Source organism: Streptomyces sp. NBC_01433, assembly GCF_026340105.1.
Classification (GTDB): Bacteria; Actinomycetota; Actinomycetes; order Streptomycetales; family Streptomycetaceae; genus Streptomyces.
In genome coordinates this window covers 5135040-5150639 of sequence record NZ_JAPEPM010000001.1, presented here as the reverse complement: position 1 = coordinate 5150639, position 15600 = coordinate 5135040, and the positions used below count along the sequence as shown (strand labels likewise).

Here is a 15600-nt window from a genome sequence, read left to right as displayed (position 1 = left end):
GGAGCGGTCAGGCACCCATCATGTGCACGCCACCGTCGACGTGGATGATCTCGCCCGTCGTCTTCGGGAAGAAGTCCGAGAGCAGCGCCACGACACCGCGGCCGGCCGGCTCCGGGTCGGCCATGTTCCACGCCAGCGGGGAGCGGTGGTTCCAGACGTCGGCGAGCTCCGAGAAGCCGGGGATGGACTTGGCGGCCATGGAGCCGATCGGTCCGGCCGAGATCAGGTTGCAGCGCAGTCCGTCCTTGCCCAGGTCGCGGGCGAGGTAGCGGGAGGTGGACTCCAGCGCGGCCTTGGCCGGGCCCATCCAGTCGTACTGCGGCCAGGCGTACTGGGCGTCGAAGGTGAGGCCGACGATCGAGCCGCCCTCGCTCATCAGCGGCTTGCAGGCCATGGCCAGCGACTTCAGCGAGAACGCCGAGACGTGCATCGCGGTGGCGACCGACTCGAACGGGGTGTTGAGGAAGTTGCCGCCGAGCGCGTCCTGCGGCGCGAAGCCGATGGAGTGGACGACGCCGTCCAGCGAACCGAGCTCGTCGCGGACGAGACCGGCAAGGCGGTCCAGGTGCTCGGTGTTGGTCACGTCCAGCTCGATGACCTTGGCCGGCTTGGGCAGCTTCCGGGCGATGCGCTCGGTCAGCGTGGGCCGGGGGAAGGCCGTCAGGATGACTTCGGCACCCTGCTCCTGGGCCACCTTCGCGGTGTGGAACGCGATGGACGACTCCATCAGCACCCCGGTGATCAGGATGCGCTTGCCGTCGAGAATTCCGCTCATGGTGATCAGTGACCCATGCCCAATCCGCCGTCAACGGGGATGACGGCTCCAGTGATGTACGACGCGTCGTCGGAGGCGAGGAAGCGCACCGCGGCGGCGATCTCCTCGGGCTGCGCGTAGCGGCCGAGCGGCACCTGGGCCACGATGCCCTTGCGCTGCTCCTCGGTGAGCGCCTGGGTCATGTCGGTGTCGACAAAACCGGGCGCGACGACGTTGAAAGTGATGTTCCGCGAACCGAGCTCACGGGCCAGCGAACGGGCGAAACCGACCAGACCGGCCTTGGACGCGGCGTAGTTGGCCTGTCCGGCCGAGCCGAGGAGACCGACGACGGAGGAGATCAGTACGACGCGGCCCTTCTTGGCGCGCAGCATGCCGCGGTTGGCGCGCTTGACGACCCGGAAGGTGCCCGTGAGGTTGGTGTCGAGTACGGACGTGAAGTCCTCCTCGGACATCCGCATGAGCAACTGGTCCTTGGTGATACCGGCGTTGGCGACCAGTACCTCGACGGGACCGTGCTTCTCCTCGATCTCCTTGTAGGCCTGCTCCACCTGCTCGGCGTCCGTGATGTCGCAGCGGACCGCGAGGCAGCCCGCCTCGGTGAGGACCTGGGGCGGCTCGCCGGAGCGGTAGGTGATCGCGACCTTGTCGCCGTTGTCGGCGAAAGCGCGGGCGATGGCGAGGCCGATGCCCCGGTTTCCTCCGGTGACGAGAACCGAGCGGCTCAACGGATCACCCTTTCCTTGACGGTCTGGTACATCGAAAACCTATCGGTACCGCGCGCCGATCGAGGAATCGGCCTCCGACAGCGCGGTCCCCGAGGTGCTGTGGGGTTCCTACAGTCAGTGCCCCGGGTATCCCCGGGTACCACCGGGCCCGCCGGCACCCGGGGATACCCGGGGGACGGCTCGATATCCCCCGGTGCGGTCACCCTCCGGCGTGGTTCACTGCCGTGGTGTATCGAGAAGGGAATCCCCTGTGCCCCATGAGGTAGATCAGTCGTTCCTCGCCCTGCCGCTGCGCGCCCTCGCCGACGCGGCGCTCGCGCGCGCCCGCGCGCTGGGCTCCGTGCATGCCGACTTCCGGTTCGAACGGGTACGCAGCGCGTCCTGGCGGTTGCGGGACGCCCGGCCCGCCGGGGCGTCGGACAGTACCGATCTCGGGTACGCGGTGCGGGTCGTGCACGGCGGGGCGTGGGGTTTCGCCTCGGGTGTCGACCTGACCATGGACGCGGCGGCGAAGGTGGCCTCGCAGGCCGTCGCCATGGCGAAGCTGTCGGCGAAGGTGATCGCGGCGGCCGGTTCGGACGAGCGCGTGGAGCTGGCGGACGAGCCGGTGCACGGTGAGCGGACCTGGGTCTCCGCGTACGACATCGACCCCTTCTCCGTACCGGACGAGGAGAAGGCGGGGCTGCTCGCGGAGTGGAGCGCCGGGCTCCTCGGCGCCGACGGGGTCGCGCATGTCGACGCGTCCCTGATGACCGTCCACGAGAACAAGTTCTACGCGGACACCGCGGGCACCGTCACCACCCAGCAGCGGGTGCGGCTGCACCCCCAGTTCACCGCCGTCGCGGTGGACGGGACGACGGGTGAGTTCGACTCCATGCGGACGATCGCGCCGCCGGTGGGCCGGGGCTGGGAGTACCTCACCGGCACCGGCTGGGACTGGGCCGGTGAGCTGGAGCGGATCCCCGGGCTGCTGGCCGAGAAGATGCGGGCGCCGAGCGTCGAATCGGGGACGTACGACCTGGTCGTCGACCCGTCGAACCTGTGGCTGACGATCCACGAGTCGATCGGCCACGCCACCGAGCTGGACCGCGCGCTGGGGTACGAGGCGGCGTACGCCGGGACCTCGTTCGCCACGTTCGACCAGCTGGGCAAGCTGGCGTACGGCTCCTCCGTGATGAATGTGACGGGCGACCGCACCGCCGAGCACGGGCTCGCGACCATCGGATACGACGACGAGGGCGTCGAGGCCCAGTCGTGGGACCTGGTCAAGGACGGCACGCTGGTGGGCTACCAGCTGGACCGGCGGATCGCGAAGCTGACGGGTCTGGGCCGGTCGAACGGGTGCGCGTACGCGGACTCGCCGGGTCATGTCCCCGTACAGCGCATGGCGAATGTGTCGCTGGCGCCGGATCCCGGCGGGCTGTCCACCGAGGACCTGATCGGCGGGGTGGAGCGCGGGATCTACGTGGTCGGCGACCGGTCCTGGTCGATCGACATGCAGCGATACAATTTTCAGTTCACCGGGCAGCGCTTCTTCCGGATCGAGAACGGCAAGCTCGCCGGTCAGCTGCGCGATGTCGCCTACCAGGCGACGACCACGGACTTCTGGGGCTCGATGGAGAAGGTCGGCGGCCCGCAGACCTACGTCCTGGGCGGCGCGTTCAACTGCGGCAAGGCCCAGCCGGGGCAGGTCGCGGCGGTCTCGCACGGCTGCCCCTCCGCCCTCTTCCGGGGCGTGAACATCCTCAACACGACGCAGGAGGCCGGACGATGAGCGTTCACCACGGAACCGGCCGGGGGTCCGGGGGTCGTCCCCCGGAGCAGCACAGTCTCAACACGACGCAGGAGGCCGGACGATGAGCCGCGTCAGCAAGCCGTACGAGATCGTCGAGCGGGCCCTGGCCCTGTCCACCGCCGACGGGTGTGTCGTCATCGCGGACGAGAGCTCCTCCGCCAATCTGCGCTGGGCCGGCAACGCGCTGACCACGAACGGCGTGACCCGGGGGCGCTCCCTCACCGTCATCGCCACGGTCGACGGTGCCGAGGGGACGGCCTCCGGTGTGGTGTCCCGGTCCGCCGTCACCGCGGACGACCTGGAGCCGCTCGTACGCGCCGCCGAGGCCGCCGCGCGCGGGGCCGGTCCGGCCGAGGACGCGCAGCCGCTGGTCTCCGGCGTGCCCTCCTCCCCCGACTTCACGGACGCGCCGGCCGAGACGGGTTCGGACGTCTTCGCCGACTTCGCCCCGGCGCTCGGTGACGCCTTCGCCCGCGCCCGGTCCGGCGGCCGGGAGCTGTACGGGTTCGCCAACCATGAGATGAGCTCGACGTACCTGGGCACGTCGACGGGGCTGCGGCTGCGCCACGACCAGCCGAACGGCACGCTGGAGCTGAACGCCAAGTCCCCCGACCGGACCCGGTCGGCGTGGGCGGGCCGGGCGACCCGGGACTTCAAGGATGTCGACCCGGCGGCCCTGGACGCGGAACTGGCGCGGCGGCTCCGCTGGGCCGAGCGCCGTATCGAGCTGCCCGCCGGACGGTACGAGACGCTGCTGCCGCCGACCGCCGTGGCCGACCTGCTGATCTACCAGCTCTGGTCGTCCACCGCGCGGGACGCCGCCGAGGGCCGCACGGTCTTCTCCACGCCCGGCGGCGGGACCCGGCTCGGCGAGAAGCTGTCGCCGCTGCCGCTGACGCTGCGCAGCGATCCGCACGCGCCGGGGCTGGAGTCGGCGCCGTTCGTGATCGCGCACTCCTCAGGGGACAGTGGTTCCGTCTTCGACAACGGGCTGCCGCTGACGTCGACGGACTGGGTGAAGGAAGGCCGGCTGGACCGGCTGACGACCACCCGGCACACGGCGGGCCTGACCGGGCTGCCGGTCGCCCCGCCCATCGACAACCTGCTGCTCCACGGGGGCGGTGAGCGGTCGCTGGAGGAGATGGTGGCCGCGACGACCGGGCGGGCCCTGCTGCTGACCTGCCTCTGGTACATCCGGGAGGTCGACCCGGCGACGCTGCTGCTGACCGGGCTGACCCGGGACGGGGTCTATCTGGTGGAGGACGGCGAGGTGGTCGGCGAGGTGAACAACTTCCGGTTCAACGAATCGCCGGTCGATCTGCTGTCCCGGGCGTCCGAGGCGGGGCGCACCGAGAAGACACTGCCGCGCGAGTGGGGCGACTGGTTCACCCGGGCCGCGATGCCCGCCCTGCGCATCCCGGACTTCAATATGAGCTCGGTCAGCCTGGGCGTATGACCCGCCTAGACTGGCACAAAGATCTCTACTCCGATTGATCACGAAGGAGCACCGGAACCGTGACGGACATCGTCGACGAGCTGAAGTGGCGCGGGCTGTTCGCCCAGTCCACTGACGAGGACGCATTGCGCAAGGCTCTCGCGGACGGTCCCGTCACCTTCTATTGCGGCTTCGACCCCACCGCGGCGAGTCTGCACGTCGGGCATCTGGTGCAGGTGCTCACCGTGCGCCGGCTCCAGCAGGCGGGGCACCGTCCGCTCGCCCTGGTGGGCGGGGCCACCGGTCAGATCGGTGACCCCCGCCCCACCGCCGAGCGCACGCTGAACGACCCGGAGACCATCGCCCGGTGGGTGCGGCGGCTGCGGGAGCAGATCGAGCCCTTCCTCACCTTCGAGGGCCCGAACGCCGCCACGATGGTGAACAACCTGGACTGGACCGCGGGGATGTCCGCGATCGAGTTCCTGCGGGACATCGGCAAGCACTTCCGGGTCAACAAGATGCTCACCAAGGACTCGGTCGCCCGTCGGCTGGAGTCGCAGGAGGGCATCAGCTACACGGAGTTCAGCTACCAGCTGCTCCAGGGGATGGACTTCCTGGAGCTGTACCGGCGCCACGGCTGCGTCCTCCAGCAGGGCGGCAGCGACCAGTGGGGCAACCTCACGGCGGGCATCGACCTGATCCACCGGCTGGAGCCGGGTGCCACCGTGCACGCGCTGGCGACGCCGCTGATGGTGAAGGCGGACGGCACCAAGTTCGGCAAGTCCGAGAGCGGCGCCGTCTGGCTCGATCCGGAGATGACGACGCCGTACGCGTTCTACCAGTTCTGGCTGAACGTGGACGACCGGGACATCTCCCGGTACCTGCGCATCCTCAGCTTCAGGAGCCGCGAGGAGCTCGAAGAGCTGGAGAAGCTGACCGAGGAGCGGCCGCAGGCCCGTTCGGCACAGCGTGCGCTGGCCGAGGAGCTGACCACCCTGGTGCACGGCGGTGCGCAGTGCGCCGCGGTGATCGCGGCGTCGAAGGCGCTCTTCGGCCAGGGTGAGCTGGGCGAACTGGACGAGGCGACGCTGAGTGCGGCCCTCTCCGAGGTGCCCCACGCGCGGGTGACCGAGCTGGGCCCGGTGGTGGACCTTCTGGTGGAGGTCGGCCTGGCGCCGAGCAAGTCGGGGGCCCGCCGCACGGTCAAGGAGGGCGGCGCCTACGTGAACAACGTCAAGGTCACGGACGGCGAAGTCGCTCCGGCCCATGAGGAACTGCTGCACGGGCGCTGGCTGGTGCTGCGCCGGGGCAAGAAGAACCTGGCGGCTGTCGAGGTCACGGGCGGCTGAGCCCGTAGGCACGCACACACCACCGCGGCCGGACACGCGTCTCGCGTGTCCGGCCGCGGTGCTCGGTCACCGCCGGTGACCGGTGCGGGTCAGGATTTCCTTCTGCTGCCCCGGATCGACGCCCAGAGCATGTCTCCGACACCGACGACGGCCACGGCTCCGATCAGCTGCAGCACATGACGTGTCCAGTCGATGCCCTTGGTGTCGTTGACACCGATCCAGGTCGCCACGGCGTTGCCGAGGACGCTGCCGATGATGCCGAAGACGGTCGTCAGCCAGAGCGGGATGTTCTGCTTGCCGGGAAGGATCGCCTTGGCGATCAGACCGAGCACCAGACCCACGATGATTGCCCACAACCAGCCCATATCGCCTCCTCGTACGGCGCGGTGCGCGCGTCCGCCCAGTCTTGCCCTCTCCCCCGTACAGCGCATTTCGGACGGGTCCGAACGGGGAGAGGTATACGGGAGCGGTACGGGGGGATGCGTAGGGAGCGGGGTGGTCACGCCGGGTACGGCACGCCCCGGTCTCGTACCCGGAGGATGCCGGGCGTACCGTGGACGCGGCCCGGTCCTGGGAGTGTCCGGCACGGCGATCTGGTGGTGGGAACATGATGCGCAAGCAGCACGGTGCGGAGGTCTTCCGGATCACGGGGGCGCGTCAGGGCCTGGCCGACGACGTCCGGGGCAGGCAGCGGCGCTATGTGATCTCCATGTCCGTGCGCACGGTGTCGGTGGTGCTGGCCGCGGTGCTGTGGAACGTCGAGCGGCATGTGGCGATCGTGGGGCTCGCTCTGGGGATTCTGCTGCCGTACGTCGCGGTGGTGATCGCCAACGCGGGCCGGGAGAACGCGCCTTCACTGCCGTCGACGTTCGTCTCGGAACCGATGCGGCCCGCTGTCGGAGCGGCCCCGTCGGCGGCACCGGCGGCGCCGCCGACGGCCGGCCCTGCGGAATCCGGCGTTCAGGACGGCCCGGCCGATCACGCCCGGCAGCCGCACGAGCACAGTTGAGCCCGTAAGTCCCGCGAAGCTCAAGAAATCCTCAGATCAATCATGACGTTCCGGTGCACCGCACCCTGGTGCCCGTGACATACTTTGAGGGCGCTCCGCATCCCCCGTCGGAGCGATGGACCGACGCCGGGCAGCTCCCCCCGTGGCTGCTCGGCGTCGCCCTTTCTCCGGCTGGGGATGCGTCAGAGACCCTTTCGTGGCCCTGACTTGCGGTCGAACGCGGCCGTTTAGGGTTGAGCCCGTGAACTTCTTCGAGACTTCCGCCGAGAGCGCCGCCGGTGCACCGCTCTGTTCCGCCAAGGGCTGCCGCGCCGCCGCGGTGTGGGTACTCGCCTGGAACAACCCGAAGCTGCACACTCCGGAGCGCCGCAAGACCTGGCTGGCCTGTGAGGAGCACCGGGAGCATCTGTCCTCGTTCCTCGGCGTACGGGGATTCCTCAAGGATGTCGTGACGCTGGAGGAGTGGGAGTCCTCGGCCGCCGATCACTGACACCGGCAACCGGGTCGCCCGGGTCGCCCGCATCGGCCTCCGGTCAGCCGCCGGTCAGCCGCCGATCGCTGACATGGGGCGGTCGGGCTGCAGGAAGGACGGGTCGTCGAGTCCGGATCCGGCCTTCTTGCCCCACATCGCGAGCTTCCAGATCCGGGCGATCTCCTCGTCCGGGGCGTCCGAGCGCAGGGCGCCGCGCAGGTCCGTCTCCTCGCGGGCGAAGAGGCAGGTGCGGACCTGGCCGTCCGCGGTCAGCCGGGTGCGGTCGCAGGCCCCGCAGAACGGGCGGGTGACGGAGGCGATCACTCCGACGCGGTGCGGGCCGCCGTCCACGGTCCAGCGCTCGGCGGGGGCGGATCCGCGGGCGTCCTCGCCCTCGGCGGTGAGCGTGAAGCGCGTACGCAGCGAGGTGAGGATGTCACCTGCGGTGATCATGCCGTCGCGCTTCCAGCCGTGCTGGGCGTCCAGCGGCATCTGCTCGATGAAGCGGAGCTCGTACGCGTGGTCGACGGCCCAGGCGAGCAGGTCGGGGGCCTCGTCGTCGTTGAGTCCGGGCATCAGGACGGAGTTGACCTTGACCGGGGTGAGTCCGGCTTCACTGGCGGCTTCGAGGCCGTCCAGTACGTCCTGGTGCCGGGCGCGGCGGGTGAGCGTCTTGAAGACGTCGGGGCGCAGGGTGTCGAGCGAGACATTGACCCGGTCCAGACCGGCGGTCTTCAGGGCGGCGGCGGTCCGCTTGAGCCCGATGCCATTGGTCGTGAGCGACATGCGGGGGCGCGGGGTGAGCGCGGCGCACTGCTCGACGATGGAGACGAGGCCGGGGCGCAGCAGGGGCTCGCCGCCGGTGAAGCGGACCTCGGTGATGCCGAGCGTGGTGACGGCGACGCGGATGAGGCGGACGATCTCGTCGTCGGACAGCAGCTCGCTCTTGCCCAGCCACTGCAGGCCCTCTTCCGGCATGCAGTAGGTACAGCGGAGGTTGCACTTGTCGGTCAGAGAGACGCGCAGGTCGGTGGCTACTCTGTCGTAGGTGTCGATGAGCACTGTGGGCCCCCTCCCCCGGTGGTGTCCGTCCGCGGTCGCGGTCTCGGTTGCGGTTGCGGTCGCGGTCGCGGTCGCTGACTCTTTCGAGACTACGCGAGAGAGCTGACATCGAGCGGGGCCCGATTGCCACGAGGTGCGGCGCGGCCGCGTCGTAGGACTCTACGACGCGGCCGGGACGACGGGGTGAGCGATCCGCCGAACGGTCCGGTGGATTCCCGCTCTCAGTGGGCTCCGACGCCGGTGAGGGACTTGACCTCCAGCTCGGCGTACTTGCCCTTGTCGGGCTCTTCCTTGGAGATCAGCGAGCCGGCCCAGCCGAGCAGGAAGCCCAGCGGGATGGAGATCAGGCCGGGGTTCTCCAGCGGGAACCAGGCGAAGTCGACGCTGGGGAACATCGAGCTGGGCTTGGAGGAGACGACCGGCGAGAAGAGCACCAGCAGCACGGACGAGGCGAGACCTCCATAGATGGACCAGAGGGCGCCCTGGGTGGTGAAGCGCTTCCAGAACAGGCTGTAGAGGATCGTCGGGAGGTTGGCCGACGCGGCGACCGCGAAGGCCAGGGCGACGAGTCCGGCCACGTTCAGGTCGCGGGCCATCGCGCCGAGGCCGATGGAGACGATGCCGATGGCGACGGTGGCCCACTTGGCGGCGCGGATCTCCTCCTTCTCGGTGGCCTTCCCCTTGCGGATGACGTTGGCGTAGATGTCGTGCGCGAAGGACGACGAGGAAGCCAGGGTGAGTCCGGCGACGACGGCGAGGATGGTCGCGAAGGCGACGGCGGAGATCACCGCGAGCAGGATGGCACCGCCGGTGGATCCGGAGCCGCCGCCGATCTCCAGGGCGGCCAGCGGGGCGGCGGTGTTTCCGGCCTTGTTCGAGGCGATGATGTCGCCGGGCTTGAGCAGGGCGGCGGCGCCGAAGCCGAGCACGATCGTCATCAGGTAGAAGGCGCCGATGATGCCGATCGCCCAGTTCACGGACTTACGGGCGGCCTTCGCGGTGGGGACGGTGTAGAAGCGGATCAGGATGTGCGGCAGGCCCGCGGTACCGAGGACCAGGGCGATGCCGAGCGAGAGGAAGTCCAGCTTCGAGGTTCCGGTGGCACCGTACTTGAGGCCGGGCTCCAGGAATGCCGAGCCCTTGCCGCTGTTGCTGGCGGCCGTGCCGAGCAGGTCGGAGATGTTGAAGTTGAACTTCAGCAGGATCAGGAAGGTGATGAGCAGGGTGCCGGCGATCAGCAGGACGGCCTTGACCATCTGCACCCAGGTGGTGCCCTTCATGCCGCCGATGGTGACGTACACGATCATGAGCAGGCCGACCAGGGCGACGATGGCGATCTTCCCGGCGTCACTGGTGATGCCGAGCAGCAGCGAGACGAGCACGCCGGCACCGGCCATCTGTGCCAGCAGGTAGAAGATCGAGACGACGATGGTGGAGGCACCCGCGGCGGTCCTGACGGGGCGCTGGCGCATGCGGTACGCGAGGACGTCGCCCATGGTGTAGCGGCCGGAGTTGCGCAGGGGTTCCGCGACCAGGAGCAGGGCGACGAGCCAGGCGACGAGGAAGCCGATGGAGTACAGGAAGCCGTCGTAGCCGAAGAGCGCGATGGCGCCCGCGATGCCGAGAAAGGACGCGGCGGACATGTAGTCACCGGAGACCGCGAGACCGTTCTGGAATCCGGTGAACTGGCGGCCGCCCGCGTAGAAGTCGGCGGCGCTCTTGGTCTGGCGGCCCGCCCACACGGTGATGAAGAGGGTCGCGACGACGAAGACGCCGAAGAGGGTGATGATCAGCGTCCGGTGTTCGCCGGCCCCTTCGGCGGCGAGCTGGACAGCGGGATGTGCGACGGCGGGATGTGCGACGGCGGCGCTCATGCGTCGGCCTCCATACGGGACTTGATCGCTGCGGCCTTCGGGTCGAGCTTGCGGGCGGCGTGGCGCGAGTACAGCCAGGCGATGAGGAACGTGGTGGCGAACTGGGCGAGCCCGAGGACGAGCGCCATATTGATGTTTCCGACGACCTGGGTGCTCATGAAGCCGCCCGCGTAGTTGCAGAGCAGTACGTAGAGCAGGTACCAGCTGACGAAGGCGACGGTCAGGGGGAAGGCGAAGGAACGGTGTGCCCGGCGCAGTTCGGCGAACTCCGCGCTTTCCTGCACCGCGACGAACGCCTCGGTCGTGGGCTGAACAGGGCTGTCGTCCGTGCTTCCTTGGGGCGGCGGTGCATCGGTGGCCACGGAATCTCCTCGCGACGGGTGTGCGGTGGTAGGGGTGGCGGTGCTAGGGGTAGCGGTGCTTTTCAAGGGGAGCCTCGATGCCGGAGGGGACAGGGATGCGACTCCTCTGACAACGGCACGGAGGGGACGACGAAGCGGTTCACCGCCGCTTTCCGTGTCTCCGGCTCACCCGTTCGCACGCACCCGGGCCGGCCACTCTTCGAACTCACTTGCCCGTAATCATTGATGCGCCGGGATGATCAGCGATAACTTCACTCGTCATGTACTCGACCGAACACGCCAGGTGTCCGGTCGACTGGCACGGATGATGTGGAGAACCCATGGCTCATCTGGCATCCAGACGGACCCGCGCGCTCGCGCTGCCCGTCGGACTCGCACTCACGGCCACACTCGGCTTCCTCCCCGCGGCGACGGCCACGGCCGCCCCCGCGGACGAGCCGTCGGCGACCGCCCCGGCCGACGGGCCGAAGCTGTCCTACGTCGTCAACACCAAGGGCGGTCACGGCACCGTCAAGCAGGTGAAGAAGGCGATAGCCAAGGCCGGTGGCACGGTCGTGATCGCCTATGAACAAATAGGTGTCATAGTCGCCCACTCGCAGAACCCGGACTTCGGCAACACCATCCGGCGGGCCAGGGGCGTCGATTCGGCCGGTGCGACCCGCACCAACCCGATCGTGCCGCAGGCCACGAAGGACGTCGGCGCCGCCGCGCAGCCGCTCACCGCGGCGCAGGCCGAGGCCGCCGCCGCGAAGGCGACCACCGGTCAGGATCCGCTGGAGCCCCTGCAGTGGGACCTGCCCGCCATCAAGGCGGACAAGGCGCACGAGAAGTCGCTCGGCTCCAAGCGGGTCACGGTCGCCGTGATCGACACGGGTGTCGACGACACACACCCGGACCTGGCCCCGAACTTCGACCGCGCGGCCTCGGCCAACTGTGTCTCCGGTGCGCCGGACACCACCGACGGATCCTGGCGTCCGGCGGCGGGCGAGAGCGACCACGGCACGCATGTGGCGGGCACCATAGCCGCGGCGAAGAACGGCTTCGGCGTGACCGGTGTCGCGCCCGGCGTGAAGGTCTCCGGCATCAAGGTGTCGAACCCGGGTGGGTTCTTCTACACCGAGGCCGTCGTCTGCGGCTTCGTCTGGGCCGCCGAGCACGACGTCGATGTGACCAACAACAGCTACTACACCGACCCGTGGCTGTTCAACTGCAAGAACGACCCGGACCAGGGCGCCCTGGTCGAGGCGGTCGCCCGTGCCTCGAAGTACGCGGAGCGCAGGGGCACGGTCAACGTCGCCGCGGCCGGCAACTCCAAGCTCGACCTCGCCGCCGACGAGATCGAGGATGTGACCAGCCCGAACGACACGCAGCCGGTCACCCGGACGATCAACCCGCGTGAGTGCCTCGACATCCCGACGGGGGTGCCGGGCGTCGTGACGGTCTCCGCGACCGGCGCCAAGGGCCTCAAGTCCTCGTACTCCAACTACGGACGCGGGATCATCGACGTGGCGGCCCCGGGCGGCGACTCGACGGTCTACCAGACCCCGGCCCCGCCCGCCACCAACGGGCTGATCCTGTCCACGCTGCCGGGCGGCAAGTTCGGCTACAAGGCCGGTACGTCCATGGCCTCCCCGCATGTCGCGGGAGTCGCGGCGCTGATCAAGTCGACGCACCCGTACGCCTCGGCGGCCCAGGTCAAGTGGCTGCTGACGCACCAGGCCGACGCCACCGCGTGCGGTGCGCCGTACGACTACAACGGTGACGGCAAGATCGACGCGGTCTGCGAGGGCGGCAAGCAGAACAACGGCTTCTACGGAGCCGGAATCGTGGACGCGCTGGACGCGGTCCGCCGCTGACATCGCATGAGACAAGGAGGGGGCCGGAAGCAGGTGCTTCCGGCCCCCTCCGCAGTTCCGCGGTTCCTCCGCTGTTCCGCTGTTCCGCGACGGACGGGGTACGCCTACGGCTTGATGAGCACCTTCAGTGCCGTGCGCTCGTCCATCGCCTTGTAGCCGCCGGGCACTTCATCGAGGCCGACGGTCACATCGAAGACGGGCGACGGGTCGATCGTGCCGTCCAGCACGTCGGGCAGCAGCTCCGGGATGTACGCGCGTACGGGGGCGACACCGCCGCGCAGCGCGATGTTCCGGTCGAACATGACACCGAGGTCCAGACCGGTGCCGCTGCCGTGCGGAACGCCGACGTAGCCGATGGAGCCGCCGTCGCGGACGATGCCGATGGCGGTGCGCATCGACTGCTCGGTTCCGACGGCCTCGATCACGCAGTGGGCGCCTTCGCCACGGGTCAGCTCCCGCACGGCCGCGAGGGCCGCGTCCCCGCGCTCGGCGACCACGTCGGTGGCACCGAAGGCGCGGGCTATGTCGGTGCGGGCCGTGTGCCGGCCCAGCGCGATGATCCGCTCGGCGCCGAGCCGCTTGGCGGCCATGACCCCGCACAGGCCGACCGCCCCGTCACCGACGACCGCGACGGTGCTGCCGGGACGTATCTCCGCGCCGACGGCGGCGTGGTGGCCGGTGCCCAGCACATCGGAGAGGGCGAGCAGGGCGGTGAGGAGCCGGTCGTCGGACGCGGCGGCGGCCGGGAGCTTGACCAGGGTGCCGTCGGCGAACGGCACGCGCACCGCCTCGCCCTGCCCTCCGTCGGAGCCCGCGGAGCCCCAGAAGCCGCCCTGCGGGCAGGAGGTGGTGAGGCCCTCCGCGCAGTAGGTGCAGACACCGTCGGACCAGACGAACGGGGCGACGACGAGGTCGCCGACGGCGAAGCCGTTGACCCCGGAGCCCGCCTCCTCGACGACTCCGAGGAATTCATGGCCGATGCGCTGGCCGGGCTGCCGGGCGGACTCACCGCGGTAGGCCCACAGGTCGCTGCCGCAGATGCAGGCCCGCAGGACCCTCAGCACCACGTCGGTGGGCTGCTGAATCGTCGGGTCCGGCACCTCCTGCACCCGGATGTCGTGGGGGGCGTGGATCACGGTGGCGCGCATGCGTGGGGGTCCTCGTTCATCTCATCTGCTGATACTCCGCTCACGGTACGCCCCGGGTCCCGCATCGGTAGCTTTCGCCCCCGATGCGAGGATCCCGACGGTGAGCAGGAGCTGGGCCGCGATGTAGGTGAGCATGACCCAGAAGTCGGGCACGGGCAGCTGCGGCCAGTGGGCGATGCCGGTGGCGATGAGCGCGTCGGAGAGCAGGAAGAGCGCGCCGCCGAGCGCGGCCTGGCGACCCCGCGTGCCCGCCCTCCAGGCCATGGCGGTGAGCAGCAGGCTGTAGCCGGTCAGCGGGACGCGCAGTTCGGCCGGCAGATCGGGCCAGATCAGTACGAGGAAGGCGGCGAGGACGACCGCGTATCCGAGGGCTGTCGGCAGCGAGGCGCGGGCGCTGGCTCGTCCGAACAGCCACAGGTAGCAGACATGGCCCGCGGCGAAGGAGCCCATGCCGGCGAGGAAGGCGAGGTCGTGGTCGGGCAGCAGCAGGGTGTCGCCGCCCCAGCCGAAGAGCAGGGCGGCGATGAGCGGCCGGGGGCCACCGCGGGCCGCGGCGTACGCGGCGAGCAGCGGCATCAGCAGGGGCTTGGCGACGAGGTGGACGGTCCCGGCGTCGGCCAGCAGCCCGGCGAGGTCGACGGCCGCGGCGACGAGGAAGGCGATGAGCAGGGGGCGGGCGAACCGCTGCCCGCGTCCGGCGGCCTCGGCGGTCATCGGCTGACCTCGGGGGCGGCGGCCCGCTTCGGGGCGGGGACGGACGCGCTGCCGGAAGCTGAGGGGGAGGGGGACGCAGCACCAGGGGCCGACACGGAGGGGAACGTGGCGCCGGAGGTGGCCCCGGAGGTGGCCCCGCGGGCCGACGCTGGCTGCCACCCCGGGCCGCGGAAGATCCGCCCGGCCCGCTCGCCCCAGTTCTCCGCCGCCCGTACATCGCGGGCGATGGCCGCGTACTCATGGGTCGCGACGCGCAGGGGGTTGTGGCTGGCGATGTTCTTGGTGAGCCCGAAGACGGGCCGCTCCGTCTCTGCGGTGAACGACCCGAAGAGCCGGTCCCAGACGATCAGGATGCCGCCGAAGTTGCGGTCCAGATAGCTGCCCTGCGACGCGTGGTGCACCCGGTGGTGGGAGGGGGTGTTGAGGACGTACTCGAAGGGCCGGGGCAGTTTGTCGATGCGCTCGGTGTGCACCCAGAACTGGTAGACGAGGTTGGCCGACTGGCAGAAGGCGAGCGCCGCCGGGTGCACCCCGCAGGCGATCAGGGGGAGATAGAACGGCCAGACGGTCGCGGAGGTCCAGGGCTGGCGCAGCGCGGTGGTGAGGTTGAACTTCCGGCTGGAGTGGTGGACCACATGGCAGGCCCAGAGGATCCGGATGACGTGGTGGCCGCGGTGGGACCAGTAGTAGAAGAAGTCCTGGGCCAGCAGCATCAGCGGGATCGTCCACCACAGGAGGGGCACGCGGAGCGGGGTCAGTTCGTACAGCGCCATGTAGATCGCGACGATGGGCAGCTTCCACAGCAGATCGAAGCCGATGCTGCCGAGCCCCATGGTGACGCTCGTGGCGGCGTCCTTGGTGTCGTATCCGGCGGCCTCGTCGTCCGGATGGAACCGGTAGCTGACCATCTCGATCACGGTGAGCAGGACGAAGGCCGGTATCGACCACAGCACGACATCGGGCAGGTTCGGCTCCATCCCAGCACCGTAGAGCCGCCGGTCTGCCACGGCTAGACGTTGTTACC

General features: G+C 69.9%; 15 protein-coding genes. 6 read left to right on the top strand and 9 right to left on the bottom strand.

Annotation, left to right across the window (positions count from 1 at the left end):
- Window positions 1-7: 7 nt before the first annotated feature.
- Together fabI and fabG are read right to left on the bottom strand one after the other, a co-directional pair.
- Complete coding sequence (gene fabI / locus OG413_RS23190) at window positions 8-775, bottom strand: enoyl-ACP reductase FabI (protein ID WP_266808400.1); 768 nt, start codon at window positions 773-775, stop codon at window positions 8-10.
- 5 nt (window positions 776-780) lie between these two features.
- On the bottom strand, window positions 781-1500 hold the full coding sequence (gene fabG / locus OG413_RS23185) for a 3-oxoacyl-[acyl-carrier-protein] reductase (RefSeq protein ID WP_266808398.1): 720 nt from the start codon (window positions 1498-1500) through the stop codon (window positions 781-783).
- 250 nt (window positions 1501-1750) lie between these two features.
- On the opposite strand from fabG, the gene OG413_RS23180 reads away from it, so the two are divergent.
- The 3 genes from OG413_RS23180 (at window position 1751) to tyrS (ending at window position 6079) form a co-directional block, all read left to right on the top strand.
- On the top strand, window positions 1751-3274 hold the full coding sequence (locus tag OG413_RS23180; protein ID WP_266808396.1) for a TldD/PmbA family protein: 1524 nt from the start codon (window positions 1751-1753) through the stop codon (window positions 3272-3274).
- A gap of 82 nt (window positions 3275-3356) precedes the next feature.
- Window positions 3357-4751 (top strand): metallopeptidase TldD-related protein, encoded by a 1395-nt coding sequence (locus OG413_RS23175; RefSeq protein ID WP_266808394.1) that lies wholly within the window; start codon window positions 3357-3359, stop codon window positions 4749-4751.
- 59 nt (window positions 4752-4810) lie between these two features.
- Window positions 4811-6079, top strand: a complete 1269-nt coding sequence (gene tyrS / locus OG413_RS23170; RefSeq protein WP_266808392.1) for a tyrosine--tRNA ligase — start codon at window positions 4811-4813, stop codon at window positions 6077-6079.
- Between the two features lie 89 nt (window positions 6080-6168).
- On the opposite strand, the gene OG413_RS23165 is transcribed toward tyrS, so the two are convergent.
- Window positions 6169-6444: a GlsB/YeaQ/YmgE family stress response membrane protein gene (locus OG413_RS23165; RefSeq protein WP_266808390.1), complete on the bottom strand. Its 276-nt coding sequence runs from the start codon at window positions 6442-6444 to the stop codon at window positions 6169-6171.
- Between the two features lie 245 nt (window positions 6445-6689).
- Between OG413_RS23165 and OG413_RS23160 the strand changes: the two genes are divergently transcribed.
- Both OG413_RS23160 and OG413_RS23155 read left to right on the top strand, forming a co-directional pair.
- On the top strand, window positions 6690-7088 hold the full coding sequence (locus OG413_RS23160; RefSeq protein ID WP_266810315.1) for a DUF3099 domain-containing protein: 399 nt from the start codon (window positions 6690-6692) through the stop codon (window positions 7086-7088).
- 241 nt (window positions 7089-7329) lie between these two features.
- Window positions 7330-7578, top strand: a complete 249-nt coding sequence (locus OG413_RS23155) for a hypothetical protein (RefSeq protein ID WP_266808388.1) — start codon at window positions 7330-7332, stop codon at window positions 7576-7578.
- A gap of 54 nt (window positions 7579-7632) precedes the next feature.
- Here the strand turns inward: OG413_RS23155 and moaA are convergent, their stop codons facing one another.
- The 3 genes from moaA to OG413_RS23140 all read right to left on the bottom strand — a co-directional run bounded on the left by moaA (window position 7633) and on the right by OG413_RS23140 (window position 10858).
- A complete protein-coding gene (gene moaA, locus OG413_RS23150; protein WP_266808386.1) occupies window positions 7633-8622 on the bottom strand; it encodes a GTP 3',8-cyclase MoaA in 990 nt (329 codons plus the stop codon).
- Between the two features lie 221 nt (window positions 8623-8843).
- Window positions 8844-10496 carry a cation acetate symporter gene (locus tag OG413_RS23145; protein ID WP_266808384.1) on the bottom strand — a complete coding sequence of 551 codons (1653 nt, stop codon included), beginning with the start codon at window positions 10494-10496 and terminating at the stop codon, window positions 8844-8846.
- A complete protein-coding gene (locus OG413_RS23140; RefSeq protein ID WP_266808383.1) occupies window positions 10493-10858 on the bottom strand; it encodes a DUF485 domain-containing protein in 366 nt (121 codons plus the stop codon). The genes OG413_RS23145 and OG413_RS23140 overlap by 4 nt, the downstream gene beginning before the upstream one ends.
- Before the next feature lie 320 nt (window positions 10859-11178).
- On the opposite strand from OG413_RS23140, the gene OG413_RS23135 reads away from it, so the two are divergent.
- The gene (locus OG413_RS23135) at window positions 11179-12714 is read left to right on the top strand and encodes a S8 family serine peptidase (RefSeq protein WP_266808381.1); all 1536 of its coding nucleotides are present in this window, start codon (window positions 11179-11181) and stop codon (window positions 12712-12714) included.
- A 104-nt stretch (window positions 12715-12818) separates the two neighbouring features.
- On the opposite strand, the gene OG413_RS23130 is transcribed toward OG413_RS23135, so the two are convergent.
- From OG413_RS23130 to OG413_RS23120, 3 genes are read right to left on the bottom strand one after another with little or no spacing between them, the layout of a single operon-like run.
- Entirely contained in the window at window positions 12819-13862 is a 1044-nt protein-coding gene (locus tag OG413_RS23130; RefSeq protein ID WP_266808379.1) for a zinc-dependent alcohol dehydrogenase family protein, read from the bottom strand.
- A gap of 21 nt (window positions 13863-13883) precedes the next feature.
- Window positions 13884-14576, bottom strand: coding sequence for a lysoplasmalogenase (locus OG413_RS23125; protein ID WP_266808377.1), 693 nt, complete (start codon window positions 14574-14576; stop codon window positions 13884-13886).
- A complete protein-coding gene (locus tag OG413_RS23120) occupies window positions 14573-15553 on the bottom strand; it encodes a sterol desaturase family protein (RefSeq protein ID WP_266808375.1) in 981 nt (326 codons plus the stop codon). The genes OG413_RS23125 and OG413_RS23120 overlap by 4 nt, the downstream gene beginning before the upstream one ends.
- Between the last annotated feature and the right edge of the window lie 47 nt (window positions 15554-15600).

What these genes read in the sequence shown, in the direction of transcription:
- fabI (WP_266808400.1), bottom strand. Translation starts at nt 775, where the DNA reads ATGAGCGGAATTCTCGACGGCAAGCGCATCCTGATCACCGGGGTGCTG.
- OG413_RS23175 (WP_266808394.1), top strand. Translation starts at nt 3,357, where the DNA reads ATGAGCCGCGTCAGCAAGCCGTACGAGATCGTCGAGCGGGCCCTGGCC.
- OG413_RS23165 (WP_266808390.1), bottom strand. Translation starts at nt 6,444, where the DNA reads ATGGGCTGGTTGTGGGCAATCATCGTGGGTCTGGTGCTCGGTCTGATC.
- OG413_RS23160 (WP_266810315.1), top strand. Translation starts at nt 6,690, where the DNA reads ATGCGCAAGCAGCACGGTGCGGAGGTCTTCCGGATCACGGGGGCGCGT.
- OG413_RS23145 (WP_266808384.1), bottom strand. Translation starts at nt 10,496, where the DNA reads ATGAGCGCCGCCGTCGCACATCCCGCCGTCGCACATCCCGCTGTCCAG.
- OG413_RS23135 (WP_266808381.1), top strand. Translation starts at nt 11,179, where the DNA reads ATGGCTCATCTGGCATCCAGACGGACCCGCGCGCTCGCGCTGCCCGTC.
- OG413_RS23130 (WP_266808379.1), bottom strand. Translation starts at nt 13,862, where the DNA reads ATGCGCGCCACCGTGATCCACGCCCCCCACGACATCCGGGTGCAGGAG.
- OG413_RS23125 (WP_266808377.1), bottom strand. Translation starts at nt 14,576, where the DNA reads ATGACCGCCGAGGCCGCCGGACGCGGGCAGCGGTTCGCCCGCCCCCTG.
- OG413_RS23120 (WP_266808375.1), bottom strand. Translation starts at nt 15,553, where the DNA reads ATGGAGCCGAACCTGCCCGATGTCGTGCTGTGGTCGATACCGGCCTTC.